The organism is Myxococcus llanfairpwllgwyngyllgogerychwyrndrobwllllantysiliogogogochensis, from assembly GCF_006636215.1.
Classification (GTDB): Bacteria; Myxococcota; Myxococcia; order Myxococcales; family Myxococcaceae; genus Myxococcus; species Myxococcus llanfairpwllgwyngyllgogerychwyrndrobwllllantysiliogogogochensis.
Genome location: NZ_VIFM01000070.1, coordinates 19,793 through 44,946 on the forward strand (window position 1 = coordinate 19,793; position 25,154 = coordinate 44,946).

The window sequence follows — 25,154 nt, forward strand, 5'->3', positions numbered from 1 at the left end:
GCATGCGCGCAATCCAGGTGTCGAGGTTCGGTGGGCCAGAGGTGTTGGAACCCCGTGAGGTGCCCGAGCCCAGGCCCGGGGCCGGCGAGGTCCTCGTGGAGGTCTCCTTCGCGGACATCATCTTCGTCGAGACGCAGATTCGGACAGGTTGGGGACGAGAGTTCTTCAAGATTGACCCGCCCTACGTGCCGGGCTTCGGCGTGGGTGGGACGGTGAGCGCGGTGGGTGAGGGCGTGGACCCGGGCTGGGTGGGTCGGCGGGTCATCGCCAACACGGAGGAGCGCGGGGGGTATGCGGAGCGTGCTGTCGTCTCGGTGCGGAAGATGGTCCCTGTGCCGGACGGGCTGGAGCTGCGCGACGCGACGGCGCTCCGGTCCGATGGTCCCACCGCGCTGGGACTGATGGAGAAGGCGGCGATTCGCCCGGGACAGTGGGTGCTCGTCACCGCGGCGGGGGGAGGGATGGGTGTCCTGCTGGTGCAGCTCGCGCACGCGGCCGGAGCGCGGGTCATCGGCGCGGCGCGGGGGGCGCGGAAGCTTGCGCTCCTCCGGGAGCTCGGCGCCGACGTCGTGGTGGACTACTCCCAGCCGGACTGGGGCCAGCGGGTGCTGGACGCCACGGACGGGCGGGGCGCGGACGTGGTGTTCGACGGCGCTGGCAGCGAGCTGGGCCAGACGGCCTTCGGGGTGACGGCGCGAGGAGGACAGTTCTCCGCGCACGGGGCACCTGGTGGTGGGTTCGCCGAAATCGACACGGCCGAGGCGGAGCGGCGGCACATCTCGGTGCGCGGCATTCAGCAGGTCCAGTTCCCCCTGCCGGAGCGTCAGCGGTTGACGGAGCAGACGCTGGCGTTGGCCGTGGCGGGACGGCTGCGGCCGGTCATCGGGCAGGCCTTCCCCCTGGAGCGGGCGGGGGACGCCCATGCGGCGCTCACGGCCCGAAGCATCACCGGCAAGGCGCTGTTGCTGATTTGAGCGGCGGGCCCTGTGGGCCGGAGCTGGCGAACGCCGTCAATTGGCTCCTTCATTCTTCTCCGGATTGGCCCTTGAGTAGAGCCAATCCGCCCTCCACCCTGGAACACCATCAGGAGGAGTGACTCATGAGGAGAAGTCGGTGGAAGGCCGGGGGTGCGCAGGTAGCGCCGGGCCCGGTACTCATCAGCGTGACCGAATTCACCGCCGCATACATCCGAGACATACCGGCGATCTGGTGGGAGGGCTCGAAGCTGAGACAAGCCTGGCCACAGCTCGAGGGCGCGGTGGGAACGTGGTTGTGGTTTGAGGTCCTGGGCCGAAGGTCCGGGTCGGTTTCCGTATGGAAGAGCGAAGAGGACCTTCGACGCTTCGTGCGCTGGGCCCCCCACGTGCGAGTGGTTCGACGGTTCCAGGGCCGAGGGACGATGGTCTCCACCCAGTGGCGGGCGGAGGAGTTCGACCGCCGGGCAACCTGGGCACGGGCCGCACGCTGGATTCAACGGAGGACCCACGCTCCCGACGCAGTGGACCCATAGGTGTCCACACATTGACCCTTTCCAAGGGGCCAATGAGGATGGCCGCGATGGACCTCCACTTGACGGTCTCCGGACGACACGGGCTTGCCACGCAGCTCTACCGCCAGTTGAGGGATGCCATTCTCGAGGGTCGCATTCGAAGTGGCGACAACCTTCCTCCCACGCGAGAGCTGGCTGACCGACTGAAGGTCTCCCGCAATACCGTCACCGCCGCCTATGAACGACTGACCTCGGAGGGCTTCCTCTCCGCGCGCGTGGGTTCGGGCACCTTCGTTCGGTCGCCGATAGCGCCAGCCGAACAGCGACGCAACGCCCTGTCCGGAACGGGGCTCCGCCCTCTGCCCGTTTGGGACCGAGTCACCGTGGGACCGGAACGCCCGGCGCGAAAACCCGCCTTCGACTTTCGCGCCGGGATTCCGGATGCGCGACTCTTCCCGTTCGCCGCCTGGCGCAGGCTGGTGACCCGGGAGTTGCATTCAGCGGAGAACCGCAAGGCGCTCTACCAGGAGCCTTCTGGGCTGCTTCGACTGAGGCAAGCCATCGCGCGACATGTAGGAGTCGCCCGGTCGATTCAGGCGACAGCCGAGGACATCCTCATCACCAACGGAACCCAGCAGGCGCTGGACCTCATCGGCCGCGTCCTGTGGGAGCCGGGCGCCGTGGTGGCCATGGAAGACCCTGGCTACCCCATGGCGCGACTGCTGTTTCAGTCACAGGGGGCGCGGGTTCATCCGGTGCCGCTGGATGCGGAAGGGCTGGCGGTGGACGCATTGCCGGAGAACGCGGCGGTGGTCTACACCACGCCGTCCCATCAGTTTCCACTCGGCATGCCCATGTCCCTGGCGCGGCGGATGGCGCTGCTCTCCTGGGCGGAACGCCGTCGGGCAGCCATCATCGAGGATGACTACGACAGCGAGTTCCGGTTCGACGACCGACCGTTGGAGCCACTCCAGAGCCTGGACCGAGGCGGGCGAGTCATCTACGTGGGGTCGTTCTCCAAGACCCTGCTGCCGGAACTTCGGGTGGGGTACCTGATAGCCCCGCCCTCGATTCGTCCCGCGCTGCGAGCCGCCAAGGCCCTGACGGACTGGCACAGTCCCCTCACGACTCAAGCCGCTCTGGCGCGGTTCATGGAAGAAGGGCTGCTGGCGCGGCATGTCCGCCGGGCCCGGAAGGAGTACCAGTCCCGCCGTGATCGACTGGTGAGCGCCATCGAGCGCCACCTGGGGACCTGGGCGGAGCCCGCTCCATCGGTGGCTGGGCTCCACCTGTGTGCCCTGTTCCGGGACGAGCGATTGCACGCCGACGAGGTCGCGCGCGCCGCGAACGCGGAGGGCATCGCGGTGTATCCGTTGTCTCGCTTCTCCACCGCCCCCACACCTCCCCAAGGGCTCGTCCTCGGGTACGGGGGCATTCCCGTGAACCGGATCGACGAAGGCGTACGGCGGCTGGCCGCGGTCCTCGCGGCGACGCGGTAACCACCGGGCTCGCGGCCCTGACGAACCTCATGACGGCACGTGGCCTGCACTGGAGGCCCCCGGGCCCGACGCCGGAGGTCGGAAGAGGGCCCTTCAGGGCAGCGCCATGCGCGAAGCCAGGGTGCCGAAGGACAGGGCGACACGCGTGGCGAGGTGGGGGCCTGCCATTACGTCACATGAGGTGAAGAACAGGCATGAACCAGAACAAGTCCAGGCAGCAGCGCCGTCGCAATCGCGGCATGACGCTCATTGAAATCATGGTGGTCATCACCATCCTCGGCCTCATCGCCGCGGCCGTCGGGGTGGCTGTCATTCCGACGTTGGGTGAGGCGAGGGGAGACCGGGCCTCGTTGGATATCAAGACCATCGAAACCGCGCTCAAGCTCCACTACTCGAAGAAGGGCCGCTTCCCAGACACGCAGTCCGGGCTCGGCGCGTTGGTGGAGAGTCGGACCCTGGAGCAGCTCCCCAAGGACCCGTGGCAGAACGACTACGTGTATCTCAACGAGGGAGGCCGGCCCGTCGTCATCTCCTACGGAGCGGACGGCACCGTGGGTGGCGAGGGAGAGGACGCGGACATCTCCTCCTCGCCCGCGAACTCCCAGAAGGGCTGAGTCCGCCCATCCGACGGGTGCGGGGAACAGGGCGGGCCCGCTTGTTCCCTCCGGCACCGCCCGCATCGCGGTGCCGAGTCGTTGGGGCCAGACCCCGCATGCTCTCCCCGCAGCGAGCGGGGTACCTGTCTGGGCTCTCCTGGCTCATACCGCCAGAATGCTACATCCTGAATGTCTCATGTCTGTCGATTGGGTCATGGTGTTTGTGTTTTATTGTTTCGCGGTTTAGGCATCGAAGGCCGGATTTCATCCGAACCTCCGGTGGCGCCCGTGGGGCGTCCTCTCGTCCAAGAGAAAGGCCTGACCATGAAGAAGCTGTTCCTGGGAATGTTCCTGGCAATGATGCCGCTCGTCGGCTGTGGCACTGATGAGGCGAGCCCGCCGGAGACCGGCCAGGTGATGACCACCGAGGATGGCCGCGAGCTGGTCATCGAACAGCGGACGGCTGAGCCGGGCGAGCAGGCACCGGACGCCGAAGTCGCCAATATGAGCGTGGACGAGGACAATCTCGCCTGCTGGGTGGTGCTCAATTACTGCAGACATCCGAACACGGGGCGGCCGCATTGCACGGCCACCGGCTGTACCATCGCCCAGGCCATCAAGCACTGTCAGGCGCTCATCAGAAAGACCTGCTGAGCTGTCACTGCGGGCATCCCAAGGGACCTCTCGGCCGTGGCCGGGAGGTCCCGGGAGGTCGGAGCGCCATCTCGTCAAGGGAATATGCTATACCACAGCAATATGGTTGCGGAATGACCACGAATTGCCGGGGCAGACGGTGCCTTCCGGGGAACAAGAACATCAGAAATTGATTAATCTGGACAATCGAGATTAGTCAGGATTGCTTGGCCCTCCTCACCATCTCTGAATGAGGAGGCTTTGTGATTCGTTCGCGGCTTCGTGACGTATGGATGCGTGGTTTCGCCTCGCTGGGCGTGTTGCTGGTCGGATGTGGAGTTCCCGAGGACGGTGGCGCCGAGCAGGCCCTCTCCTCCACGTCCTCGCCGCTCGTGGGACAGAAGCTGGCCATCACTCCGGCGATGGTTCAACCGGACGGTGTCCGCCCGACGCTGGGCGTCTATCAAAACCTCTACGACGAGCAGGCGCTGATAGGTGACCCGCGCGCGGGCTCGACCTTCAAGCCCGCGACGACCTGGGGCAACGTCGTCTACAACGAGACCCAGTACCCCATGGGTTTCATCATCGACCTGGGCCAGCTCCACGACGTGACGGAAGTCGGCGTGTTCGACACGTACGACCACAACGGCTCGGTCTCCTTCCGTGTGGGGGCGCCGGGTGCATGGACCTCCACCTTCACCATCAACACCACCCTGTGGGAGACGTGGCAACTGGTGCCCGTGGGCCAGCGCACGCGCTACATCCACTTCGCGCGCACCATGTACGGAGCGTCGAACGAAATCGTCATCTATGGCGCGCCGGTGGGCCCGCCCGCCAACGTGCCTCCCACGGCCTCGGCGGGCCTGGACCAGACGGTGGTGCTGCCCACGTCGTCCGCGCAGCTCACCGGCACGGCGAGCGACTCGGACGGAACGGTGGTCTCCCGGCAGTGGACCCAGTTCTCCGGGCCGAACACCGCCACGCTGACGGGCGCGAGCACCCTGACCGCCACGGCCTCGGGCCTGGTGGCGGGGCTCTACGAGTTCGACCTGCTCGTGACGGATGACCAGGGGGCCACGGCCACCTCACGCACCAAGGTGCGGGTGGAGCCCGCCAGCACCGGGCGAGGCACGACCACTGAAATCTACAGGGACACCACGAGCACGCTCCCGGGGAACTATGGCTACGTCGTGTACCTGCCGCCGGGCTACAACGCGGCCACGAACTGGCCCATCGTCATCTTCCTGCACGGCGCGGGTGAGCGAGGCGACGGCGGCACCAACCAGCTCAAGCGCGTCCGGAACATGGGGCTCCAGTCGTACATCGACAAGAACGGGAAGGACTATCCCTTCATCCTCGTGTCGCCCCAGACGAGCACCAGCAGCTACTGGAACGACCAGGAGGCCCTGGACAGCCTGAACCCCTTCATCGAGCGAATCCTGTCGACGTACAAGGTGGACAGGAAGCGCGTGTACCTGACGGGCCTCAGCATGGGCGGCGCGGGCACGTTCTCCTATGCGCAGAGCTTCCCCGCGAAGCTGGCGGCCGCGGTTCCCGTGTGCAACGGAGGCTACGGCGCCTCCGCCGCTCGCGCGCAGGCCATGGTGGACGCCAACCTCCCGGTCTGGGGCTCACACGCCATCAACGACCCCGTCTCGTATTCGGGGACACGCGAATGGTTCACCCGGCTGGGACAGGCCATGGGGGCCACGGGAACCGTCATGGACACGTACACCTATCCGCCTCGGGCGCAGACCGCGTTCTTCCGCCCGGCACTGGGGCGGTGGGACTGGGTCGACGGCCAGACGGCCCAGGATGCGAATGGGAATCCTCCCGAGCGCCCGGTGCTCTTCACCCTCTTTCATGACGGCGGCCATGAAATCTGGGACCGCGTCTACCAGGACCCGAAGGTGTTGAGCTGGATGCTCGCGCAGCAGCGCCCCTGAGGTTCATCTCTCTCCGGACGGAGATGAGGTCCGAAGCCGCGGTGCAGGTCACACCGGCGGCCCGGCGTGGGGGTTGGATATCCTCCGCGCCGGTGCCGCCGGATGTTCTCGTTAATGACTAGCGGATGATTCCCTGGGCGTCGTAGATGGTCTTGGTGGAGGAGCTGGTGCTGATCACGACTTCGTCCCCGGCCAGGCCATCGATGTTGGCGATCATCTGCAGGGTCCAGAATCCGGCGATGGGGTAGTCCCGCGTGGCGCGGCTGGCGTCCCGGATGATCCTCACGTACGAGACGTTGTTGATGATCAACTCGGCGCCCGGCTGTCCATTCGTGTCGGCGACGCCCATCAGCGCCCAGGTGCCGCTGGAGATGGGGTAGTCACGAGTCCCTGACGCCTGGTGGTCGATGATTCGAATGGCGGCACCCGTGTTGATGGGCAGTTCAGTCGCTCCGTCGCCGGTCAGGTCATGAAAGCCCAGCGGCGTCCACGCGCCCCCGGAGATGGCATAGTCGCGTGTCGCCGAGAGCCGGTGGGTGATGACCCGGACGAAGCTCCCCGCGTTGACGGCCAGCTCCTGGCCCGCGAGTCCATCCATGTTGCTGAAGCCAATCGGAGCCCAGGCCCCGCCGGAGATGGGATAGTCGCGTGTCGCCGCGGTCCGGTGGGTGATGACCCGGACCAGGTTTCCCGCGTTGAAGGCCAGCTCGGCGCCCGGCGAGCCATCCATGTCCGTCGCCTGAAGGAACGTCCAGGCGCCCGTCGAGATGGGGTACGTGCGATTGCCGCCATTCGTTTGTTGGACCTCGATGTAGCTCAGGTTGTTGTAGACGGACTCCAGCGTGCCATCTCCATTCAGGTCCCACGCCCCCATGAATGTGCCCGCCGCATACACGGGGCTCGCGCTCAGGGTGAGCAGCAGGAGCGTTGTTTGGACGAAGGAACTGCCTGAAACCAATGCACTCTTCCGGGACATGTGCGCCTCGCGGTCTGAGTCCAGATAGGTCTGACTATCAGGACTTCTCTGGAATATCGCCAATTCGCACTGGGCGTGTAAATGACCTGCCCCGTTTCCCTATCGCCAGAGGTCCGTGGCGACGTCCGTCCCTGAATCCTTACCTGTTGGAGGATGCGCTGGGCTTGTGTGCCTCGATGAGGAAGCGTGTCGTGCGGGCGACGAAGGGGCCGTCGCGCTGGATGCGCTCGTGGAGGGCCCGGAGCTGGGGGCGGTAGCGCTCGACGGTGAAGTCCGGGACCATCCAGATGACCTTGCGCAGGAAGTAGATGACCGCGCCGATGTCGAAGAACTCGGTGCGCAGGGACTCCAGCCGCAGGTCGGTGACATGGAGTCCGGCGGACTCCGCCTGGGCACGTGCGTCGTCGGGGTGGCGCCTGCGGTGGATTTCGGCGGGCAGGGGGCCGAGGAAGAACTCCACGAGCTCGAAGACGCTGGCGGGGCCGACCTGCTGGGAGAAATAGGTTCCGCCGGGTTGGAGGACGCGGGCAATCTCCGTCCACCACGTCGTCACCGGGTGGCGGCTGACGACCAGGTCGAAGGCGCTGTCGGCGAAGGGGAGGGGCGGCTCGTCGGAGTCGGCGACGACGACCACGCCGAGCGGGTGCAGCAGCTTTGTTGCCTTCGCGACATTGGGTGGCCACGACTCGGTCGCCACGGTGAGGGGAGGCCGCTTCGGCACCCCCGCGAGCACCTCGCCACCGCCGGTCTGGATATCGAGCGCGGCGGAGGCTCGGGCCATTCGCTCACCCAGTTGTCGCAGATAGCCCCAGGAGGGGCGTTGCTCGGTGGCGCGACCGTTCAGCCAGGAGAAGTCCCAGCCTTCCACGGGGGCACTCGCGGCCTCGGCTTCCAGTTCCTCGTACGTTCGCGACATGCCCTGGCTTCTATCGCGAGGCTCCGTGCGTCGTGGTGGAGACCTGTCCTTTCTTCGCGCGGGCCAGCGTGCCGAGGACATTCAGGGCGCCCGCGACATCACGGGCGCCCCTCATGTCACTGAAGCGAGAGGCCCTTCGCCTGTACGGCATGCGGTCCGACGTCGACCGAGGTGTCGACCCGCCTGTTCAGGACCGAAGTGAGGACGGGGCGGTCATCACGGGACTGGCACGTGGACGGGTGTGGACCTGGAGGTGGTCGTCCCGTCGCAGAGCTGGCCATAGCCGTTGGCTCCCCACGTCGAGAGCGTCCCATCAGGCCTCATGACCACGGTGTGACTGCCATGCGCTGCGAGAGCAATGACGCCGTGAACACCCAGCACCTTGACCGGGGTTGTGCGACTGGTGGTCGTGCCGTCGCCGAGCTGGCTCGAGTGATTTCCTCCCCACGCCCAGAGTGAGCCATCTTGTCGCAACGCCACGGTGTGCCAATCACCGGCTGCGATGGCGACCACGCCAGACAAACCCTGCACCTGCACTGGCGTCAAATGGTCGATGGTCGTTCCGTCGCCGAGTTGCCCGTAGACGTTGTCGCCCCAGGTCCAAACGGTACCATCCTGACGCAGCGCCACGGTGTGGTCACTACCCGCCGCGATGGCCTTCACGCCGTACAAGCCCTGGGCTTGTACGGACGATGAGCGCTTGGTTGTCGTCCCGTCGCCGAGCTGGCCGTACCAGTTGTCGCCCCAGGCCCAGACGGTCCCGTCCTGCCGTAGCACCACGGTGTGCGAGTCACCCGCGGCGATGGCTGTCGCTCCCGACAAGCCCTGCACTTGCGTCGGCGTGCGACGCCAACCGGACGCAGTCTCGTCAAGACCCCAGGCCCAGACGGTGCCGTCATTTCTCAGCGCCGCGCTGTGCCAGCGGCCCGCGGTGATGGCTGTCAGGCCAGACGGGACCTGTATCTGCGCGGGGGTTGCGCGGTCAATGCTTGTCCCGTCGCCCAGACTGCTGAATGCGTTGGAGCCCCAGGCCCACACCGTGCCGTCCTGCCGCAGCGCGAGGGAGTGGTCGTCGCCCGCCGCAACGGTCGTCACGCCGGTCAGCCCAGCCGCCTGGACGAAGTGCGTGCGCCAGTGCGTGAATCCATCCCCGAGCTGTCCATCTACGTTGTTGCCCCAGGCCCAGGGGATTCCGTCTTGTCTCAGTGCGACGGAGTACTCCCTTCCCGCGGCGAGGACCATGATGCTGGACACCCCCTGTACCCGCACCGGTGCGGAGCGGTCCGTGGTCGTCCCGTCGCCGATTTGGCCATAGGCGTTGTCACCCCATGTCCAGGTCGTACCGTCCTGTCGCCGTGCCAGGCTGTGATTTGCGCCTGTTGCGATAGCTCTCACGTCGGACAATCCTTGGATTCGCACCGGCGTCGTTCGGCTGGTGCCCGTCCCGTCGCCGAGTTGGCCATCGAAGTTGGAACCCCAGGTCCACACTGTGCCATCTGCCTTCAGTGCCATGGAGTGACGCCAGCCCGCGGCAAGAGCGGTGACTCCGGACAGGCCAGGCACTTGAATGGGTGTGAGGCGGTCGATGGTCGTCCCGTCGCCGAGTTGGTTGTCGCCGTTGTCGCCCCAAGCCCATACGGTGCCATCCGCTTTCAACGCCATGTTGTGCTCCCAGCCAGCAGCAATGGCTGTCACGCCGGAGAGGTTGTGGACTTGCACCGGCGTTGGACGTTCGGTTGTCGTTCCATCACCGAGTTGACCGTAGTAGTTGTCGCCCCATGCCCAGACGGTTCCATCTTGTCTGAGTACCAGGGTGTGGTTCCAGTGCGCGGCAATCATGGTGACGCCGGTCAGGTTCTGGACCTGTACGGGGGTGGGCCGGCCGGAGCCTGTCCCATCTCCGAGTTGGCCATAGTTGTTGCTGCCCCATGTCCAGACAGTGCCGTCCTGTCGACGTGCCACGGTATGACGGAGGCCGGCGGCAACGGCCGTGACGCCGGAGAGGTTTTGCACTTGTGTTGGTGACGAGCGCCAGCCGCTCGTTCCATCTCCAAGCCAACCGGTGGTGTTGTAGCCCCACGCCCAGACGGTGCCGTCCTGTCGCACGGCGACGGTGTGTGCGTCGCCCGCCGCGAGCGCGACGACGCCGGTCAAATTCCGTGTCTGTACGGGGGTCAAGCTTCGAGGAATGATTCCATCGCCGAGTTGTCCGTCACTGACTCGGCCACAGGCCCTCACGGTGCCATCGTGGCGCACCACGATGGAGTGCGAAGCTCCAGTGGCGACGAGCGGCAGGTCGGTAGCAGCGCAGACGAATCCTCCCGGGTTCGCATCGACCAGGGTGTCACAGTTGTTGTCGACGCCGTCGCACACCTCCGAGGCTCCGGGCCGGGTGCCGGCATTGCCGTCATCGCAGTCGCTGGCGTTGGTGACGTAGCCGCCGGGCACCGCGCAGGCCTGGGTGGTCTGGCTGGGGCTGCCGAAGCTGTCCGCGTCAGCGTCACGGTAGAAGGTGGTCTTCACCCCTTCGTCGGTGGTGCCGTTGCAGTTGTTGTCCACGCTGTCGCACACCTCCGAGGCGCCTGGGCGGATGCTGGCATTGCCATCGTTGCAGTCGCTGGCGTTGGCGACGTAGCCACCGGGCACCGAGCAGGCCTGGGTGGTCTGGCTGGGGCTGCCGAAGCTGTCGCTGTCCGCGTCACGGTAGAAGGTGGTCTTCACCCCTTCGTCGGTGGTGCCGTTGCAGTTGTTGTCCACGCTGTCGCACACCTCCGAAGCTCCAGGCCGGGTGCCGGCATTGCCGTCGTCGCAGTCGCTGGCGTTGGTGACGTAGCCGCCGGGCACCGAGCACGCCTGGGTGGTCTGACTGGGGTTGCCGAAGCTGTCCGCGTCCGCGTCACGGTAGAAGGTGGTCTTCACCCCTTCGTCGGTGGTGCCGTTGCAGTTGTTGTCCACGCTGTCGCACACCTCCGAGGCGCCTGGGCGGATGCCGGCATTGCCATCGTTGCAGTCGCTGGCGTTGGTGACGTAGCCGCCGGGCACCGAGCAGGCCTGGGTCGTCTGTCCGGGGCTGCCGAAGCTGTCGCCGTCCGCGTCACGGTAGAAGGTGGTCTTCACCCCTTCGTCGGTGGTGCCGTTGCAGTTGTTGTCCACGCTGTCGCACACCTCCGAGGCTCCGGGCCGCGTGCCGGCATTGCCGTCATCGCAGTCGCTGGCGTTGGCGACGTAGCCGCCGGGGACCGAGCAGGCCTGGGTGGTCTGGCTGGGGCTGCCGAAGCTGTCGCCGTCCGCGTCACGGTAGAAGGTGGTCTTCGCCCCTTCGTCGGCGGTGCCGTTGCAGTTGTTGTCCACGCCGTCGCACGTCTCCGAGGCTCCAGGCCGCGTGCCGGCATTTCCATCGTCGCAGTCGCTGGCGTTGGCGACGTAGCCAGCGGGCGCCGAGCAGGCCTGAGTGGTCTGGCTGGGGCTGCCAAAGCTGTCTCCGTCCGCGTCACGGTAGAAGGTGGTCTTCACCCCCTCGTCGATGGTTCCGTCGCAATCGTTGTCCAGGCTGTCGCAGGACTCCGTCGAGGGCCCCTGCACCGGCGCGCATTCGATGGCGCCGTGCGTGCAGTACGTCACTCCCGCGCCGCAGACGCCCTCGGCGCCCGTCGTGCACGCCGCGAGACCGCCTGGATTGCCGTCGTCCGCCGAGCCATCGCAGTCATTGTCCAGCCCATCGCACTGCTCCTCGGAGGCGGACTGGTTCTGCTGGCACACCACGTTGCCCTCGGTGCAGGCCGTGGTGCCGGTCGCGCAGACCCCCAACTGGCCGGTCGCGCAGCTCTCGCCTCCACTCGGATTGCCGTCATCCACCTCGCCGTCGCAGTTGTCGTCCGTTCCGTTGCAGACCTCCGGTGCGCCGGGGTAGGTGGTGGACATGTAGTCATTGCAGTCGATTTCCTGGACGAAGCCAGGGGAGGGTTCACAGGCCTGCTCCGTGAGGAACTCGTCCCCGAAGCCGTCCTGGTCGCCGTCGAAGTAGAACGTCTGGGTCAGCGTCGTGGAGACCGGCGCCGCCGACGTCGAAGGGGTGGTGCTGCCCGTGCCCAGCTGCCCCTGGCCATTGTTTCCCCAGGCCCACACCGGGCATCCGGGCCGCACCGCCAGCACGTGCTGGGCCCCCGCCGCCAGGGCCCTCGCGTCCGACAGGCCCGCGACATTCACGGGCGTGGCGCTATGGGTCGTCGTGCCGTTGCCGAGCTGACCGGAGGCATTGTGGCCCCAGGCCATCGCCACCCCGTTACCGATGATGCCGAAGGAGCTGTTGTGTCCGGCCACCAGCGCCGTGACGGCGAAGACTCCACTGACGGGCGTGGGCGCCAGGACGGGCGACGTGGAGGCGATGCCGGTGCCCACCTGTCCGAAGTTGTTCTGCCCCCAGCCCCACACGTTTCCGAACTGCGCATCGACGATGAGGGAGTGCCCCGAGCCCGCCGCCACGGCGGTCGCGCGGGGAATTCCAGTCACCAACACCGGCGACAACACGGTGGCGCTGGTCGCGCCAGTGCCCACCTGACCGAAGGTGTTCTGGCCCCAGGCCCACACCCCGCCATCCGCATCCAACGCCATCGCGTGATTGATGCCAGCGGCGATGACCCGGAGGGTCGGCAAATGGGGGACCACCACGGGCGTGGCGACCGCGGCGCTCGTCGCCCCCGTGCCTATCTGGCCAGAAGTATTCTGCCCCCACGCCCACAGCCGCCCATCGGCGCTCAGCGCCAGGGAGTAGTTGCCGTTGGCGGCGATGGCCTGGATGTCTGAGAGCGCGGCGACGCGCGTCGGCACCAGGACGCTGCCTCCCGTGCTGCCGAGCCCCGCCTGCCCGCTGGTATTCTGTCCCCAGGCCCAGACGTTGCCGCTCACATCCAGCGCGACGGAGTGGGCAATTCCAGCCGCCAGCGCCTTGATGGGAGGAATTCCAGGGACGAGAGATGGCTGGGCGGTGCTGCTGGTGGCCCCCGTGCCAAGCTGTCCGGCTCCATTCTGTCCCCAGGCCCAGACCTCGCCATGTTTGTTCAAGAAAAGTGAGTGGTAGGCCCCTGCCGCCAGGGCCTGGGTCACCCGCACCGAACTGAGCGACTGGGGCTTCGAGCCGAGGTGTTCATCCGCTTGGGCGACCACGGTGGGTTCACCGCAGCCGAGAGCCATGAGGATGAAAGCCAGGAGTGACGCGAGACGAGGGCGTAGGTCTGCCAGGGCCGGGTATGTCACGTGGCGGGCCTTTCTAAATTGGAGGAGGGATGTGGCTGGCTTCAGTATGTGATGGCTGGATGGCAGGTGTTAGCAATTCCTTGGCAGGGTAGGTTCTACCCTGCGTGAGTCAGGATTCTCCCGGTCCATGATTGGGTTTGTCATGTTCGACCCCAGAGAGGGGGGTGACACCTCCGCAGCCGAGCGGTGTTCCCTGTGCATGAACATCCACACCCGGAGTCTCGAAGTCCGCCACGGTGATTCACTCGAACAGGGGCCCGCGCGACGGCCGAGCTTCACCTCGCTCTCCCTCGTCCTGTTCCTCGCCCTGGCCGGAGCCGTCAGTGGTTGCGGCGACGACGAAGAAGAACCCACGACGCTGCACGCGGACCTTCAAGCCATTCTCGAGGACGCCGTCGCCAAGGGCGTGACGCCTGGGGTTTCGCTGGCCGTTGCCTCGGACAAAGGCCCGATGTGGCTGGGGGTCGCGGGCGTCGCCGACGTCGAGCGGAATCAGCCCATGTCCGCGCAGCACCGCTTCCGCGCGGGCAGCATCCTCAAGAGCCTGGTCGCCACCGCGGTGCTCCAGTCCGTCGAACGGCGCACGCTCGCGCTGGATGACACCCTGACGGAGCGACTGCCGGCGAGCGTGACGGACCGTATCGAGAATGCGGGAGCCATCACCGTGGCCATGCTGCTCGGTCACCGCTCGGGCATTCCGGAGTGGGTCACCGACGAGACGAACATGGCCATCATGGCGGACCCGGAGCACCGCTGGACGCTCGAGGAGATTCTCGGCATCTCCGGAGCACGGCCCTCGGCTTTCCCTCCCGGTTCCCAGTATGGCTACTCGAACACCAACTACGTGCTCCTCGGCGAAATCCTCTCGGCCGCGGAAGGCCGGAGCTGGCGCGAGATTGTCCGAGAGCGGGTCATCGAGCGAGCGGGGCTTTCCCACACACGCGTGCCCGAGCCGGGAGACCTGGACTGCCCGGCGCCCTGCGCGCGTGGCTACGTTCCCTTCGACGGTGCGCTGGCGGACCTCACCGTCGTCGACCCGTCGATGGCCGGGGCTTCTGGCGGTCACGCCCTGGTGACCACCGTCTCCGACCTCCTCACCTTCTGGAAGAAGCTGCGCGCTGGTGCGCTCTTCGAGCGCAGGGAGACGCTGGAGGCCATGTTCGCGTTCCAATCGGCGCCCGACCCCGAGTCACGACTGGTCGGCTACGGGCTCGGGGTGATGCGGCTCGAGTCCCAAGGCGTTGTCGCCGTCGGACATCTGGGCGGCACGGCGGGCTACCAGAGCTTCATGCTCCATGTCCCCGCGACGGGCCGCTACGTCACGGGGAGCATCAATGTGCTGGGAGACCTGGCCGCGGTGCTCGTGCCCATCCTGGACCGCGCGGGACGGCCCTGAGCCTCGAGCGAAGTGGGCCGGCCAGAGAGCCGCTGTTCAGGGGCCGGAAGCCTGGCGAGCCGCCCCCGTGGGTCGCGGTGCCTCCATCCGCTCCGCGCGAAACCGGCGCAGGCGTCGGCTGCTGACCAGCAATCCATCCACGCCTCCGGAGGCCGCCCGTGTGAAGGTCACCGCTCCGAGCGAGCCGATGAACCGGTCCCCACCCACGGGCTCCAGCACGACCTCGTCCCGACGGGGCCAGCGCACGGCCAGTTTTCCGTCCGCGATGCGCACCGTGTAGGTCATGGCGACCTCCTCGCCGCGATACTGGCCGACGAACGCCGCCAGGTCCGAGGGCGTGGGCATGGGCGCGCTCAGGCGGATGAAGTCCCTCGTCGTGGGCCAGGCATCCCGGATGCGCAGCTCGCGTGGGGCCTGGGGCGTCGGCGCCACGAAGCGCCAGACATGCGTCGACTCGCCCGGGCGGAACGCGCCATCGCCAATATGGACGAAGGCCTTGGGCATGCCGACCTCGCGCAGCGCTCCGTCCTTGACCTCCAGCCGCACGACTTCATCCGTCAGGGGACTCCAGTAGTTGCCGGCGAGCGCGGACAGCTCCGCCTCCGGAAATGCGACGGCGGGCGGCAGGGTGTCCTTCAGGAGGTCACCCAGATACACCTCGGCCACCTTCCACACGAGGTCCGTGACCGCAATCGAGCCGTTGTTGCACAACGCGACGATGGCCAGCCGTTGGTCGGGGAAGAGGACGGCCTCCGTGCGGAAGCCGGAACCCGTGCCGTCATGTCGCACCGTGCGCAGACCGCGATGCTCCGCCACATGCAAGCCACCGCCATAACGCGTCTCGGTGCCATTGTTCAGCTTGCCGGAGGTCTGCATCAGCGCCTTCAAGGCCGGCCCGCCGACGCGCCCATCGAGCAGGTTCTGCTCCCACTTCAGCAAATCACTGACAGTGGAGAGCAGATTGCTGGCGCCGTAGTGGTCGTTGTTGGGCATGCTGATTCCCCAGCCGCTCTCGCGGGGGAAGTAGCCCATGGCGCGCCTGGGAACGACCGCGTTGTGGTCTTCCTGGAACCCGGTGTCGGTCATTCCGAGCGGCTTGAAGAGCCGCTCGTCGGCGAATGCCCGCAGGGGCTTGCCGGAGACGCGGTGCACGATGACCGCCAGCAATGTGTACGCGGCATTGCCATACAGGATTTCCGTCCCCGGCTCGAAGTTCACACCGCGTTGCCGGGTCAGCACCTCGAGGATGTCCGCCTCGGTGTTCAGGTCGTCGCCGCGCAAGCCGGCAAGGCTCAGCAACTGACCCTGCTCGCGCAACCCGTTGGTGTGGTGCATCAGGTGCGCGATGGTGATGGTCTTGCCGTAGTCGGGTATCTCCGGCAGGTATTTGCGGATGTCGTCGTCCAGCGACAACTTGCCGTCTTGTGAGAGCAGCCCGATGGAGTACGCGGTGAACTGCTTGGTGACAGAGGCCAGATTGAAGACGGAGCGCGGCGTGATGGGGACGTCGTATTCCAGATTCGCCATGCCATGGCCCCGCGCGTAGTCCACCACGCCGTCGCGAGAGACACCCACCGCGCAGCCGGGCGTGGCCTTGCCACTCCATGGCGAGAAGATGGCGTCGACGCGTGAATGACGCTGGGCCCGAGAGCCCCGTGGCGTCTGGGCACTGGCGATGCTTCCGGGAAGGACCCACTGAACGACGAGGGCCAGCAGAAGAAGAGAACGGGGAAGTCGCATGCGAAGGAGGCTCCTCGAGCGGGACGTCGAGCCGCCCCGCGACGAGAGGGAGGATTCCCGAGCCCTCCGCCCCGCGCGGGGCATATCTGCGAAGCCCCGCCAGGCGTCGGTGAACCGCGCGTTTCAGGCGGTGAGCCGCCGGGCGCGAAGGACGCTGGACATGGGCCTCGAGTCCCTGTGGGTGTTCGAGCAGCCACCTGTTCCGGGCGCCAGTCGGGCTCGAACTCGTTGGCGCGTGCAATAGCAAGCGGTTCCGAGTGTACTGTCGCCTTCACGCGTCTGGGGTTCCTGGAAGGCGCCCAAGTGACCCTGTTGTCAGTCACGGAGCTGACTCAGGCTGAGCGTCAGACACGGCATGGCACCGCTTCGGGAGGCCGTAGGCTGGTGTGGCTCGTCGAACCCACGGATGCACCTCCGACGAGCATGCCTGTGATTGGCGACGTGAAGCTGACCGCTGGAGGGGAGCTGTACAACCCCGTGACCAATGCGACCTCATCGAAGCCATTCTCACCAGACATCGCCATCTACGACGTTCCGCAGTTCGCCCAGAAGTTTCCCAAGCTCATGGGAGGGAAGAAGCTCTCGCCGCGAGAAAAATCCTTGATTCTCGAGGTGGTCATCCGAGGCTCCGCGCTCAAGAAAGAGGCCCTGGAGACGGCCGAGCTGGAGCTCGGGTTCCTGCCACCGGGATCAACGCCCGAGAGCGGTGTCACTCCTCGCTACGTGTCCTATCGTGCGAAGCTCAAGCGAAGATAACTCGGCCAAGGCCAATCGTTGTTGGGGAGGGGACTTGAGCCCCTCGAACTGCCCCGGTGTGCTTTGTCAGGCAAGCCCCTGAGGGTGTGCTGACGCAGCGCCCTGGCGGCGCGGTTGCCGGCATGCTGTTGCGATTCGCCTCAGCGGCGCGGGGCGCGTGCGAGCTGCTGACGCAGGTGGGACTCTTCCACGAGCCCCCAACGTTCGAGCAGCCGGCCGTCGGCGGAGAAGCGCAGCAGGTCGAGGACGGTGTAGGCCACCGGGAGTCCCGTCGGCGCGAATCCCATGAAGGGTCCCAGGTGGGTGGCTCGGGGCAGGACGCGACAGGCGACCTTGTCACCCTCCGCGACCAGGTCCTCGAGCACGAAGCGAACGTCGGGAAACGCGGTCCGCAAGCCGGCGAAGGCCTCTTTGATGCCCTCGCGCCCGGGCTTCATGTCGGGGTCTGGATGATGGTCGATGGCGTCGTGCTGGATGACGTCATCCAGGAGGCTGAAGTCGCCGGAGTGGATGGCTTCTTCGAGCCGCGGGTAGAACCGGCGCGCGGCGTCCTTGGCGGTAATGAGCATCGGATGTCCTGGTGAGGAGCGTGGGTGTGGGAGTCTCTCCATGGCTTCCGCGCGTGTCTTGCACGAATCGGACAGCGGCCGCGCGTCATGCCCGCTTGGCCGCTCCAGGGCGCGTGGCGCGTCTATTCTCTTGAGGCAACACCACGCTCTTGGAATCGTATTCCTCCCATGTCCCTGCCGCTTCGTATCGAATGTGGTCCCTGTGTCCTGCGTCCCTGGCGACGCGGTGACGAGGCGTCCCTGGTTCAGCACGCCAACAACCGCGAGGTGTGGCGCAACCTCCGTGACCGGTTTCCCCACCCCTACACGGCCGAGGATGCCGCGGGGTGGGTGAGCTACGCGGGAGCCGTGCTGCCTCCCACGGACTTCGCCATCGAGGTGGACGGCGCCGCGGTGGGCTCCATGGGGCTGATTCCCGGCAAGGACGTCGAGCGCTATTCGGCGGAGGTGGGGTACTGGCTCGGGCAGTCGCTGTGGGGGCGGGGAATCGCCAGCAGCGCGCTCGACGCGTTCTCTTCGTGGACCTTCGCGAACACCGACCTCCTCCGCCTGTTCGCGCTGCCCTTCGCCGACAACGTCGCGTCGTGTCGGGTGCTGGAGAAGGCGGGCTTCCAGCGCGAGGGCCTGTTGCGGCGCAGCGCCGTCAAGGACGGCACCGTGCATGACCAGGCGCTCTACGCGCGCCTGCGCCCGATGGGGCCCTGAGCCCGCCCGCGGCTCAGGGGCTTTCGCGGCTCGGCGCAGGGGGGATGGCTTGAAGGCCACGCCCCTCAGTAGTTCCAGGCGGTGCAGTCGGTCGTCGTGCGGGTGACGAACTCGGCCAGCGTGCGCAGGTTCCGCACGAACGTGCTCGTGTCGAGATAGTCACCCGGCGTGGCGCCACTTCGCGGACCGCTCGGGCTGTAGGTTGTCAGCCACTTCTCGTTGTTCACCGTCGCATCCACGGCCTGGGCCGTGTCGGCGCGGAGCTGCTGGCACGAGCGCTTCATCACCGTCGTGTCGCTCGCCAGCCGGTTGTACTCCGCGCGGAGGGCGACGAGCTGGGACGGACCCTCCCACCCATAGTTCTGGTAGGTCGGCGGGGCCTGGGAGAACCGCACAGGGTAGCCGCCGGGCTTCACCGTGAAGAAGCCCGTGTTCGCCGGAGAGGTGTCATCCAGTTCGATGTAGCGGTGGATGAGCGTGTCGTTCGCATGATCGACGGTCTCCAGGTACGCGAGCGCGGTGCCGACCGCGTCGCGGTTCGCCGGCACGCTGGGGTCGAGCTGGTAGAGACGAAGCAGCGCCCACATGGCGTCCTGACTCTCCTGACCGGCGATGGCTGGAACCTCCCAGTTGCGCGCCCAGCGCGGCTGCATCTGGATGTCATATTGCTGCGCCCAGGCGGGCTGGGGCTGGGGCATCTGTGCCCGGCGAAGGAATCCCCCGAACGCGGTGCGCATGCCCTGATAGGTCGTGGCCTGCGCGGGATAGATTTCCTGGGCCCAGTTCAGCATCTCCACGAAGGCCGTCGCGAGGTTGTCGTTCAGGGTCGGGTCATCCCAGTACTCGTGGGTGTAGGTATTCGCATAACAGTTCGCGAGGCCACACGAGGTCCCGATGGAGGGCGGGTAGCTGGCCGTGAGCGCCGGTCGCGCGGCGACGGGACCGGTGAAGCCCTGGGGGAATCCACCATTCGTCGGGAACTGCGAGGTCTCCACCCGCGCGCGGGCGTAGGACGAGGCGTCGGAGATAGTCGTGTTCGCGAACCCGAGGAGCTGGTCGGCGCGCATCATCGCGATGAGCGCGTTCTGGGTGGTCTGGTCGTCGTAGGTCGTCGTCGTACAGCCGCCGCAGCTACAGCTCGCCGTGGTGTGGCGGTAGCACCCCTTCAGCGTCGGCGTCGCCTTGAAGTCCGCGTAGAGCCGCCAGCCTCCCGACTTGACCTGCCCATGACGCAGCGCCATCGCCGCGTCCGTCGCGTACGTCTTGAGCGCGGGTGTGGCCGGGTCCGCGAGGGCCGCCTCGACGAACGCAATCACCACGTCCGACGTGCCGGGCGACTGAATCATGATCTGCGCTTCGTCGAGCTGGATGTCGCCCCAGCGCTCGCTCAGGTTGTTGGCATTGTGATGCCACGCATAGCCGCCCTGGCGTGCCACCTGGTCATGGAAGTACGTCGCCGCGTTCCGCATCCGGCCGAGCGCCTTCGCGCGGAGCGGAGTCGTGGCCTCCCGCGCCGCCTCGCCAGTCCGAGTGCCTTCGTCATCGGGTTCGGAAGGCATGGGCGCGCAGGCGAACGTCGAGAGCAGCGGAAAGAGCACGAGCACAATGGGTCTTCGCATGCGCGCTACGCTAGCAAGCAGGTGGCGCGTGTGCAGCGTCGCCTCCAGACGCCGGGTCCTGAGTGGGGCGCGGCGGCCCGTCTCCAACAACCCCTGGAGGTGGTGGGGCACCGCGCAGGCGACGAACGAGGATGAACCCCAGCGAGAGGGCCGCCACGGTGAAGCCCGCGAGTCGCAGGTGTGTCCCGATGACTCCAGCCACGCCGACCGTCACCCCGAGCAGCGACAGATACGCGGCGATGCACAGGGGGCACTTCGGGATGAGCGCGGCCAGCAGCCCCAGGGCCAGCGACACGCCCGGCGCGCCCACCGCCGGGCGGCGTGTCAACGGGTCAGCGGCCATACTGGTCTCTCAGTCGCACCCACTGCATCGGCCAAGGCAGCCCGTCCTCGTCACGGCCCTTCGGGACGAGGTCCAGGACCTGGTAGGCCGTGTTGATGACCTCGATGCCTCGTCCATAGGTCCCGTAGGTGTGGAAGACGTCGCCGCGCTCGTCCTTCGCGAAGGCGCTGATGCCCGGCATGTCTGAGTTGGACTCCCGTAGCGGTCCGTAGTTGTAGACGGCTTCGCCGCGCTCCCGTTCGTCCGGGTGGAACGACACGTTGAAATCGAAGTTGAAGGTGTTGGCCTGGGATGACAGCCACTTGAAGCGCCAGCCCATTCGCTGCTGGAACGCCTGCAGCTTGGGCAGCGCCGCGCGGGAGATGGCGACGAAGCTCACGTCCCGCTGGGCCAGGTGCTCGACGACTCCGTTGAAGGAGTCCGCCCAGAACGAACAGTTCTTGCAACCCGCCTCCCACTCTGGCGCGAACATGAAGTGATAGACGACCAACTGGCTTCGGCCCGCGAAGAGCTGCGCCAGCGTCTCCTGCCCGTCGGGGCCGTTGAACACATAGGGCTCGGCCACGCGCAGCCAGGGGAGGGCGCGGCGTGTGGCGCTCAGCTCGTCGTGCATGCGCATGAGGGCCTTCTCCCTCGCCAGCAGTTCCTTGCGTGCGGCGAGCCACTCGCTCTTCGATTCCGTCATGACGGGTGTCACGTGATTCCTCCACGGGGATTGGGGACTCCAGACGTAATGGGTGGCGGGCGTGGGGCGGGAGTAACAAAGGCGACGGGCTTCCCAACGCAGGTGGGGTGCTGGAGGATGCGCGGCATGGATGTGCTGGTCACCGTGGCGGCTCGGGCGCTTCGTGAGGGAGACCCACTCGGTGCGCTTCAACGCGTGGCGCTCCGAGAGGACGCTCCGGCGTTGGCCCTGAGAGGGGTCGCGATGGCGCAGTTGGGCGAGTTCCCCAGGGCCCTGCATCTGTTGAAGCGTGCCGCGCGCGCCTATGGCTCCGGGGACGTCCTTGCGCGGGCGCGCTGCGGCGTCGCGGAGGCGGAGGTGGCGCTCGCATCCCGCGACTTCGAAGGCGCGGAACTCGTGCTCGTCGAGGCGCTGCGAACCTTCGAACTCCATGGCGACTCCGAGAACGCGCGCTACACGCGCCTGTTGCAGGCACGGCATGCCCTGGTGCTGGGACGTGTCGATGCAGCCGAGCGGTTGATTGCCGAGCTCGACCCGCGCGATGCGCCCGCGATGCATTCGACGCTCGCACGGCTGCTGTCGTTCGAGGTGGCGTTGCGCCGGGGGGAGATTCGCTCCGCCCGCACCGCTCTCGAACACGCACGCGTCGCCGCCCGGAACGCGCGCATCCCCGCGCTTGGCGCCGAGGTCGAGCATGCGGCCCGGGTCCTGAGCATCCCCGCCGCGCGAGTCGTCGTTCGGGGCGAGGCGCGGCCTGTCTTGCTCGACGAGGTCGAGTCCCTGCTCGGCTCGGAGCACCTCGTCGTTGACGCCTGTCGTCGCGTGTTCCGTTCGGGCTCGCGGGTCGTGTCGCTGTCCACGCGCCCCGTGCTGTTCGCGCTCCTGCGGGTGCTGGCCGAGGCCTGGCCGGGTGACGCCTCACGCGACGCGCTCGTCTGGCACGTGTTCGGAGCGCGGCGGGTGAATGCCTCGCATCGCGCGCGCCTGCGCGTGGAACTGGGTCGTCTGCGCACGCAGTCGCGCGACCTGGTGGACATCCAGGCGACCCCGCGCGGCTTCGTCCTGGTTCCCCGGCGTCCGGTGGAGGTCCGGGTCCTCACGCCGCCCGTCGAGGGGGCGGACGGGGCCGTGTTGGCGCTGCTCGCGGACGGTGAGCACTGGTCGACCTCCGCGCTCGCGCTCGCGCTGGGGGCAAGTCAGCGCACGGTGCAGCGCGCGCTCGCCACGCTGGAAGAGGCCGGACAGGTCCAGGGTCTGGGGCGTGGCCGCGCGAGACGCTGGGTGGCTCCCCCGGTCAGCGGCTTCACGACGACCTTGTTACTCCCCACCTCGGGTTTCCCTGGGTAGAGCGGACCACGGGACATCGGAAGGAGCGCGGACATGGACAAGACTCGGAGCGAGGTGGAGGAGACACAGCCAGCGGAGGTCGTCCGTGAGTACGGCCCGTTCGAGGGCGCCTCGCGCGTCCACGGCGTGACGTTCGACGGCGCACAGGTCTGGTTCGCTGGCGGCGAAACGCTTCAGGCCTTCGACCCGGCGAGTGGTGAACCCGTGCGCACGCTCGCCGTCGCGTGTGACGCGGGGACCGCCTTCGATGGGCGGCATTTGTTTCAGCTCGGCGGAGGGCTCATCCGGAAGATCGACCCCGAGACGGGACAGGTGTTGAAGACGCTCCCGGCTCCGGGCAATGGCAGTGACTCGGGGCTCACCTGGGCCGAGGGCTCGCTGTGGGTGGGTGAGTATCGCGGCCGGAGAATCCATCGAATCGACCCCGAGACGGGCGCCATCCTGCGCACCATTGAGTCCAACCGCTTTGTCACGGGCGTGACGTGGGCGGAGGGGGAACTCTGGCACGGCACCCTGGAAGACGGCGCGAGTGATATCCGGCGGATCGACCCGGCTGACGGCCGCGTGCTCGTCAGGCTCACGTTGCCCGAGGGAGTGAGCGTCACCGGGCTCGAAGCGGACAGGGGCGACCTCTTCTACGCGGGTGGCGGCGCGAGCGGCAAGGTGCGCGCCGTGAGGCGGCCTCGACGCTCGCGCCGCTGATGAACTGGGTGAAGACCGCACGCCTCGCTGGAGCCTCCGCGATGGGAGGTCCGGCGGGTTCACCCGAGGGACGGCGGCGCGGTGTCGTCAGGGTCTACAGCCGCGTGACGCGCTTGAGCGCCTTGGTGTTCCCCTCACCGAGCGAGAAGAAGGCGCTGCCATCAGGCGCGAAGGTGAGTGCCTCCGAATAGCCGGGGTTCGTCACCTCGCACCGGGTCCCCAGCAGCGCCGCCGGGACGCTCTGCCCCGCCTGTCGCTTCCATAGGAAGGTGTGCGTATAGGTCTTGATGAGAATCTCCCCGCCGTCGGGGGAGATGGCGCCTCCCGTCACCACGCGGTCCTCCTCCGCCGTCGAGCCCGGCAGGAAGTCGAGCTCCGCCACCAGCTCCAGCGTCCGGGACACGCCCGGCGCGTTCAGCGGCACGGCATAGCGGTACACCTGCGAGTGTCCCGACGGCGCCTTGGTCACGATGTAGATGTCGCCCTGGGTGTCCACGAACATCGCCTCCGCGTTGGGCGCCACGCCGCCTGGATAGGTGAACGGGAAGCGCTCCACGCCACTCACGGGCACCGTCACGGGCGCCTGGGCCACGCTGACGGTCGGCTCGGGGAATCGCACGACTTCCCGCACGCTCGGCAGGCCATTGTTGTCACCGATGCGCCCCACGTAGACGTAGTCCACGCTGCTCACGGGGCCGGGGCCCATGGCCATGTCCTCCCAATCCAGGTTCGGGTTGCTCGACAGGGTGTAGGTGCCCAGGAAATGGCCGTCCACGGCGCTCAGCGCGTAGACGTGCTCGACGCAGTTGCCGCCGCTGGCGCCACACCGGTCATTGTGCGTCCAGACGACCTGGGCGTTGGCCCTGCTGGCCGCGAGCCCCGAGGCATCGGTGAGGATGGCGACGTTGTGCGGCGTCAGATTGACCGGCGCGCCGAAGGTCGGGCACTGAGGCGTGCTCGCCGCGGGCGTGGCGGTGATGGGCGTCGCGTAGGCCGAGGCATTGCCGGAGAGGTCCTCGGCCTTCACCATCAGCTCGTAGGTCGTGCCATTCACCAGCCCCGTGAGCGTCACCAGGGGCTGGGTGAGGCTGTAGCGGTAGCTGTAGGTCGCGGCCCCCGCGGCGCGGTACTTCACCGTGTACCGCCGGAAGTCCGGCTCGGTGTTGGCGCTCCAGGTCAGTCCGAGCACGGTGTCGCCTGGAGTCGCCACGAGCTGTCCTGGCACCACGGGAGGTGTCACGTCCGGCCCGGTGGGCGTCGGCGTGGCGTTCACCGCGGTGCAGTACGCCGAGGCATTGCCCGAGGTGTCCTGGGCCTTCACCTCGAAGGCATAGGTCACTCCATTCACCAGCCCCGGGAGCGTCAGGGGCGGCGCGCCCACTCCCCACTTGTAGGACGGCGTCGTCTGTCCAACGACGCGGTAGCGGACCGCGTAGTCCTTGAGGTCCGCCGCGGGGCTCGGGTCCCACGACAGGATGACACCGCTGTTCGCCGCGAGGATGCTCAAGCCCGTGGGGACGGGAGGGGCCTCGGTGTCCGCCAGGGGGCTCGACACACGGGCGGCTTCTGGCAGCGCTTCTTCCTCACCAGGAGCGGATGAGACGCCGCACCCCACGCAGAGGCTCAACAGAAGACTGCACAAGCCGGCGAAAGGCATGAGTACACGACGCGTCACGGTGACCTCCTGAAATGTCATTCCATGGATGGAAACACGCCGCAGCCTAAGGCCCCGCACCCGGGGCAACAATGACGACAGGATTTACGTATCCATCCAGGTCAAAGTTTGACCTTCACAATGAAAGAGCCGCTTGAGAACAAGCGTTCTGAAGTCATCGCCCGGCTCAGCCCACGGGGCAGCTCCCGCACCCTCCTGAATCAACTCCCGAGAATTGGAATGGGAGGTCTCACATGTCATTCGGTTTCCTGAATCGCATTCGCCGCAAGGTTGTCGCATGGCCCAAGCCTCCACCGCCTCCGCCCCCAC

General features: G+C 67.2%; 19 protein-coding genes. 10 read left to right on the top strand and 9 right to left on the bottom strand.

What is annotated here, in order from left to right; genetic code table 11:
- Positions 1 to 2 precede the first annotated feature (2 nt).
- The 5 genes from FJV41_RS18990 to FJV41_RS19010 all read left to right on the top strand — a co-directional run bounded on the left by FJV41_RS18990 (position 3) and on the right by FJV41_RS19010 (position 6,163).
- Positions 3 to 974 (top strand): zinc-binding dehydrogenase, encoded by a 972-nt coding sequence (locus FJV41_RS18990; protein WP_141643924.1) that lies wholly within the window; start codon positions 3 to 5, stop codon positions 972 to 974.
- A gap of 583 nt (positions 975 to 1,557) precedes the next feature.
- Positions 1,558 to 2,988: a MocR-like pyridoxine biosynthesis transcription factor PdxR gene (gene pdxR, locus FJV41_RS18995; protein ID WP_141643925.1), complete on the top strand. Its 1,431-nt coding sequence runs from the start codon at positions 1,558 to 1,560 to the stop codon at positions 2,986 to 2,988.
- Positions 2,989 to 3,182: 194 nt separating this feature from the next.
- A complete protein-coding gene (locus FJV41_RS19000; RefSeq protein WP_141643926.1) occupies positions 3,183 to 3,602 on the top strand; it encodes a type II secretion system protein GspG in 420 nt (139 codons plus the stop codon).
- 306 nt (positions 3,603 to 3,908) lie between these two features.
- Positions 3,909 to 4,238 (top strand): YgdI/YgdR family lipoprotein, encoded by a 330-nt coding sequence (locus tag FJV41_RS19005; RefSeq protein WP_141643927.1) that lies wholly within the window; start codon positions 3,909 to 3,911, stop codon positions 4,236 to 4,238.
- A 272-nt stretch (positions 4,239 to 4,510) separates the two neighbouring features.
- Positions 4,511 to 6,163: a carboxylesterase family protein gene (locus FJV41_RS19010; RefSeq protein WP_141643928.1), complete on the top strand. Its 1,653-nt coding sequence runs from the start codon at positions 4,511 to 4,513 to the stop codon at positions 6,161 to 6,163.
- Positions 6,164 to 6,281: 118 nt separating this feature from the next.
- Here the strand turns inward: FJV41_RS19010 and FJV41_RS19015 are convergent, their stop codons facing one another.
- The 3 genes from FJV41_RS19015 to FJV41_RS19025 form a co-directional block, all read right to left on the bottom strand.
- Positions 6,282 to 7,139: a PA5033 family protein gene (locus tag FJV41_RS19015; protein WP_141643929.1), complete on the bottom strand. Its 858-nt coding sequence runs from the start codon at positions 7,137 to 7,139 to the stop codon at positions 6,282 to 6,284.
- 139 nt (positions 7,140 to 7,278) lie between these two features.
- Positions 7,279 to 8,055, bottom strand: coding sequence for a class I SAM-dependent methyltransferase (locus FJV41_RS19020; protein ID WP_141643930.1), 777 nt, complete (start codon positions 8,053 to 8,055; stop codon positions 7,279 to 7,281).
- Positions 8,056 to 8,271: 216 nt separating this feature from the next.
- A complete protein-coding gene (locus FJV41_RS19025; RefSeq protein ID WP_181790755.1) occupies positions 8,272 to 13,218 on the bottom strand; it encodes an RCC1 domain-containing protein in 4,947 nt (1,648 codons plus the stop codon).
- 289 nt (positions 13,219 to 13,507) lie between these two features.
- On the opposite strand from FJV41_RS19025, the gene FJV41_RS19030 reads away from it, so the two are divergent.
- The gene (locus tag FJV41_RS19030) at positions 13,508 to 14,704 is read left to right on the top strand and encodes a serine hydrolase domain-containing protein (RefSeq protein ID WP_181790757.1); all 1,197 of its coding nucleotides are present in this window, start codon (positions 13,508 to 13,510) and stop codon (positions 14,702 to 14,704) included.
- A 36-nt stretch (positions 14,705 to 14,740) separates the two neighbouring features.
- Here FJV41_RS19030 and FJV41_RS19035 read toward each other — a convergent pair whose 3' ends face one another.
- Positions 14,741 to 16,444 carry a serine hydrolase domain-containing protein gene (locus FJV41_RS19035; RefSeq protein WP_141643933.1) on the bottom strand — a complete coding sequence of 568 codons (1,704 nt, stop codon included), beginning with the start codon at positions 16,442 to 16,444 and terminating at the stop codon, positions 14,741 to 14,743.
- 384 nt (positions 16,445 to 16,828) lie between these two features.
- Between FJV41_RS19035 and FJV41_RS19040 the strand changes: the two genes are divergently transcribed.
- Positions 16,829 to 17,200, top strand: a complete 372-nt coding sequence (locus FJV41_RS19040) for a hypothetical protein (protein WP_141643934.1) — start codon at positions 16,829 to 16,831, stop codon at positions 17,198 to 17,200.
- A 140-nt stretch (positions 17,201 to 17,340) separates the two neighbouring features.
- Here FJV41_RS19040 and FJV41_RS19045 read toward each other — a convergent pair whose 3' ends face one another.
- Positions 17,341 to 17,769, bottom strand: a complete 429-nt coding sequence (locus tag FJV41_RS19045; protein ID WP_181790759.1) for an ester cyclase — start codon at positions 17,767 to 17,769, stop codon at positions 17,341 to 17,343.
- Positions 17,770 to 17,937: 168 nt separating this feature from the next.
- On the opposite strand from FJV41_RS19045, the gene FJV41_RS19050 reads away from it, so the two are divergent.
- A complete protein-coding gene (locus tag FJV41_RS19050) occupies positions 17,938 to 18,474 on the top strand; it encodes a GNAT family N-acetyltransferase (RefSeq protein WP_141643936.1) in 537 nt (178 codons plus the stop codon).
- A 65-nt stretch (positions 18,475 to 18,539) separates the two neighbouring features.
- Here FJV41_RS19050 and FJV41_RS19055 read toward each other — a convergent pair whose 3' ends face one another.
- From FJV41_RS19055 to FJV41_RS19065, 3 genes are read right to left on the bottom strand one after another with little or no spacing between them, the layout of a single operon-like run.
- Positions 18,540 to 20,093: a hypothetical protein gene (locus FJV41_RS19055; protein ID WP_141643937.1), complete on the bottom strand. Its 1,554-nt coding sequence runs from the start codon at positions 20,091 to 20,093 to the stop codon at positions 18,540 to 18,542.
- Between the two features lie 10 nt (positions 20,094 to 20,103).
- Positions 20,104 to 20,436 carry a hypothetical protein gene (locus FJV41_RS19060; protein WP_141643938.1) on the bottom strand — a complete coding sequence of 111 codons (333 nt, stop codon included), beginning with the start codon at positions 20,434 to 20,436 and terminating at the stop codon, positions 20,104 to 20,106.
- On the bottom strand, positions 20,426 to 21,133 hold the full coding sequence (locus FJV41_RS19065; RefSeq protein ID WP_141643939.1) for a DUF899 domain-containing protein: 708 nt from the start codon (positions 21,131 to 21,133) through the stop codon (positions 20,426 to 20,428). The genes FJV41_RS19060 and FJV41_RS19065 overlap by 11 nt, the downstream gene beginning before the upstream one ends.
- A gap of 114 nt (positions 21,134 to 21,247) precedes the next feature.
- Here FJV41_RS19065 and FJV41_RS19070 point away from each other — a divergent pair, with 114 nt between their 5' ends.
- Complete coding sequence (locus tag FJV41_RS19070) at positions 21,248 to 22,468, top strand: tetratricopeptide repeat protein (RefSeq protein ID WP_141643940.1); 1,221 nt, start codon at positions 21,248 to 21,250, stop codon at positions 22,466 to 22,468.
- A gap of 33 nt (positions 22,469 to 22,501) precedes the next feature.
- On the top strand, positions 22,502 to 23,170 hold the full coding sequence (locus tag FJV41_RS19075) for a Vgb family protein (protein ID WP_141643941.1): 669 nt from the start codon (positions 22,502 to 22,504) through the stop codon (positions 23,168 to 23,170).
- Positions 23,171 to 23,264: 94 nt separating this feature from the next.
- Here FJV41_RS19075 and FJV41_RS19080 read toward each other — a convergent pair whose 3' ends face one another.
- Positions 23,265 to 24,725 (bottom strand): fibronectin type III domain-containing protein, encoded by a 1,461-nt coding sequence (locus FJV41_RS19080; RefSeq protein ID WP_181790761.1) that lies wholly within the window; start codon positions 24,723 to 24,725, stop codon positions 23,265 to 23,267.
- Between the last annotated feature and the right edge of the window lie 429 nt (positions 24,726 to 25,154).

What these genes read in the sequence shown, in the direction of transcription:
- FJV41_RS19000 (WP_141643926.1), top strand. Translation starts at nt 3,183, where the DNA reads ATGAACCAGAACAAGTCCAGGCAGCAGCGCCGTCGCAATCGCGGCATG.
- FJV41_RS19045 (WP_181790759.1), bottom strand. Translation starts at nt 17,769, where the DNA reads ATGCTCATTACCGCCAAGGACGCCGCGCGCCGGTTCTACCCGCGGCTC.
- FJV41_RS19005 (WP_141643927.1), top strand. Translation starts at nt 3,909, where the DNA reads ATGAAGAAGCTGTTCCTGGGAATGTTCCTGGCAATGATGCCGCTCGTC.
- FJV41_RS19020 (WP_141643930.1), bottom strand. Translation starts at nt 8,055, where the DNA reads ATGTCGCGAACGTACGAGGAACTGGAAGCCGAGGCCGCGAGTGCCCCC.
- FJV41_RS19010 (WP_141643928.1), top strand. Translation starts at nt 4,511, where the DNA reads ATGCGTGGTTTCGCCTCGCTGGGCGTGTTGCTGGTCGGATGTGGAGTT.
- pdxR (WP_141643925.1), top strand. Translation starts at nt 1,558, where the DNA reads ATGGACCTCCACTTGACGGTCTCCGGACGACACGGGCTTGCCACGCAG.
- FJV41_RS19055 (WP_141643937.1), bottom strand. Translation starts at nt 20,093, where the DNA reads ATGCGAAGACCCATTGTGCTCGTGCTCTTTCCGCTGCTCTCGACGTTC.
- FJV41_RS19030 (WP_181790757.1), top strand. Translation starts at nt 13,508, where the DNA reads ATGAACATCCACACCCGGAGTCTCGAAGTCCGCCACGGTGATTCACTC.
- FJV41_RS18990 (WP_141643924.1), top strand. Translation starts at nt 3, where the DNA reads ATGCGCGCAATCCAGGTGTCGAGGTTCGGTGGGCCAGAGGTGTTGGAA.
- FJV41_RS19060 (WP_141643938.1), bottom strand. Translation starts at nt 20,436, where the DNA reads ATGGCCGCTGACCCGTTGACACGCCGCCCGGCGGTGGGCGCGCCGGGC.
- FJV41_RS19070 (WP_141643940.1), top strand. Translation starts at nt 21,248, where the DNA reads ATGGATGTGCTGGTCACCGTGGCGGCTCGGGCGCTTCGTGAGGGAGAC.
- FJV41_RS19050 (WP_141643936.1), top strand. Translation starts at nt 17,938, where the DNA reads ATGTCCCTGCCGCTTCGTATCGAATGTGGTCCCTGTGTCCTGCGTCCC.
- FJV41_RS19015 (WP_141643929.1), bottom strand. Translation starts at nt 7,139, where the DNA reads ATGTCCCGGAAGAGTGCATTGGTTTCAGGCAGTTCCTTCGTCCAAACA.
- FJV41_RS19035 (WP_141643933.1), bottom strand. Translation starts at nt 16,444, where the DNA reads ATGCGACTTCCCCGTTCTCTTCTTCTGCTGGCCCTCGTCGTTCAGTGG.
- FJV41_RS19075 (WP_141643941.1), top strand. Translation starts at nt 22,502, where the DNA reads ATGGACAAGACTCGGAGCGAGGTGGAGGAGACACAGCCAGCGGAGGTC.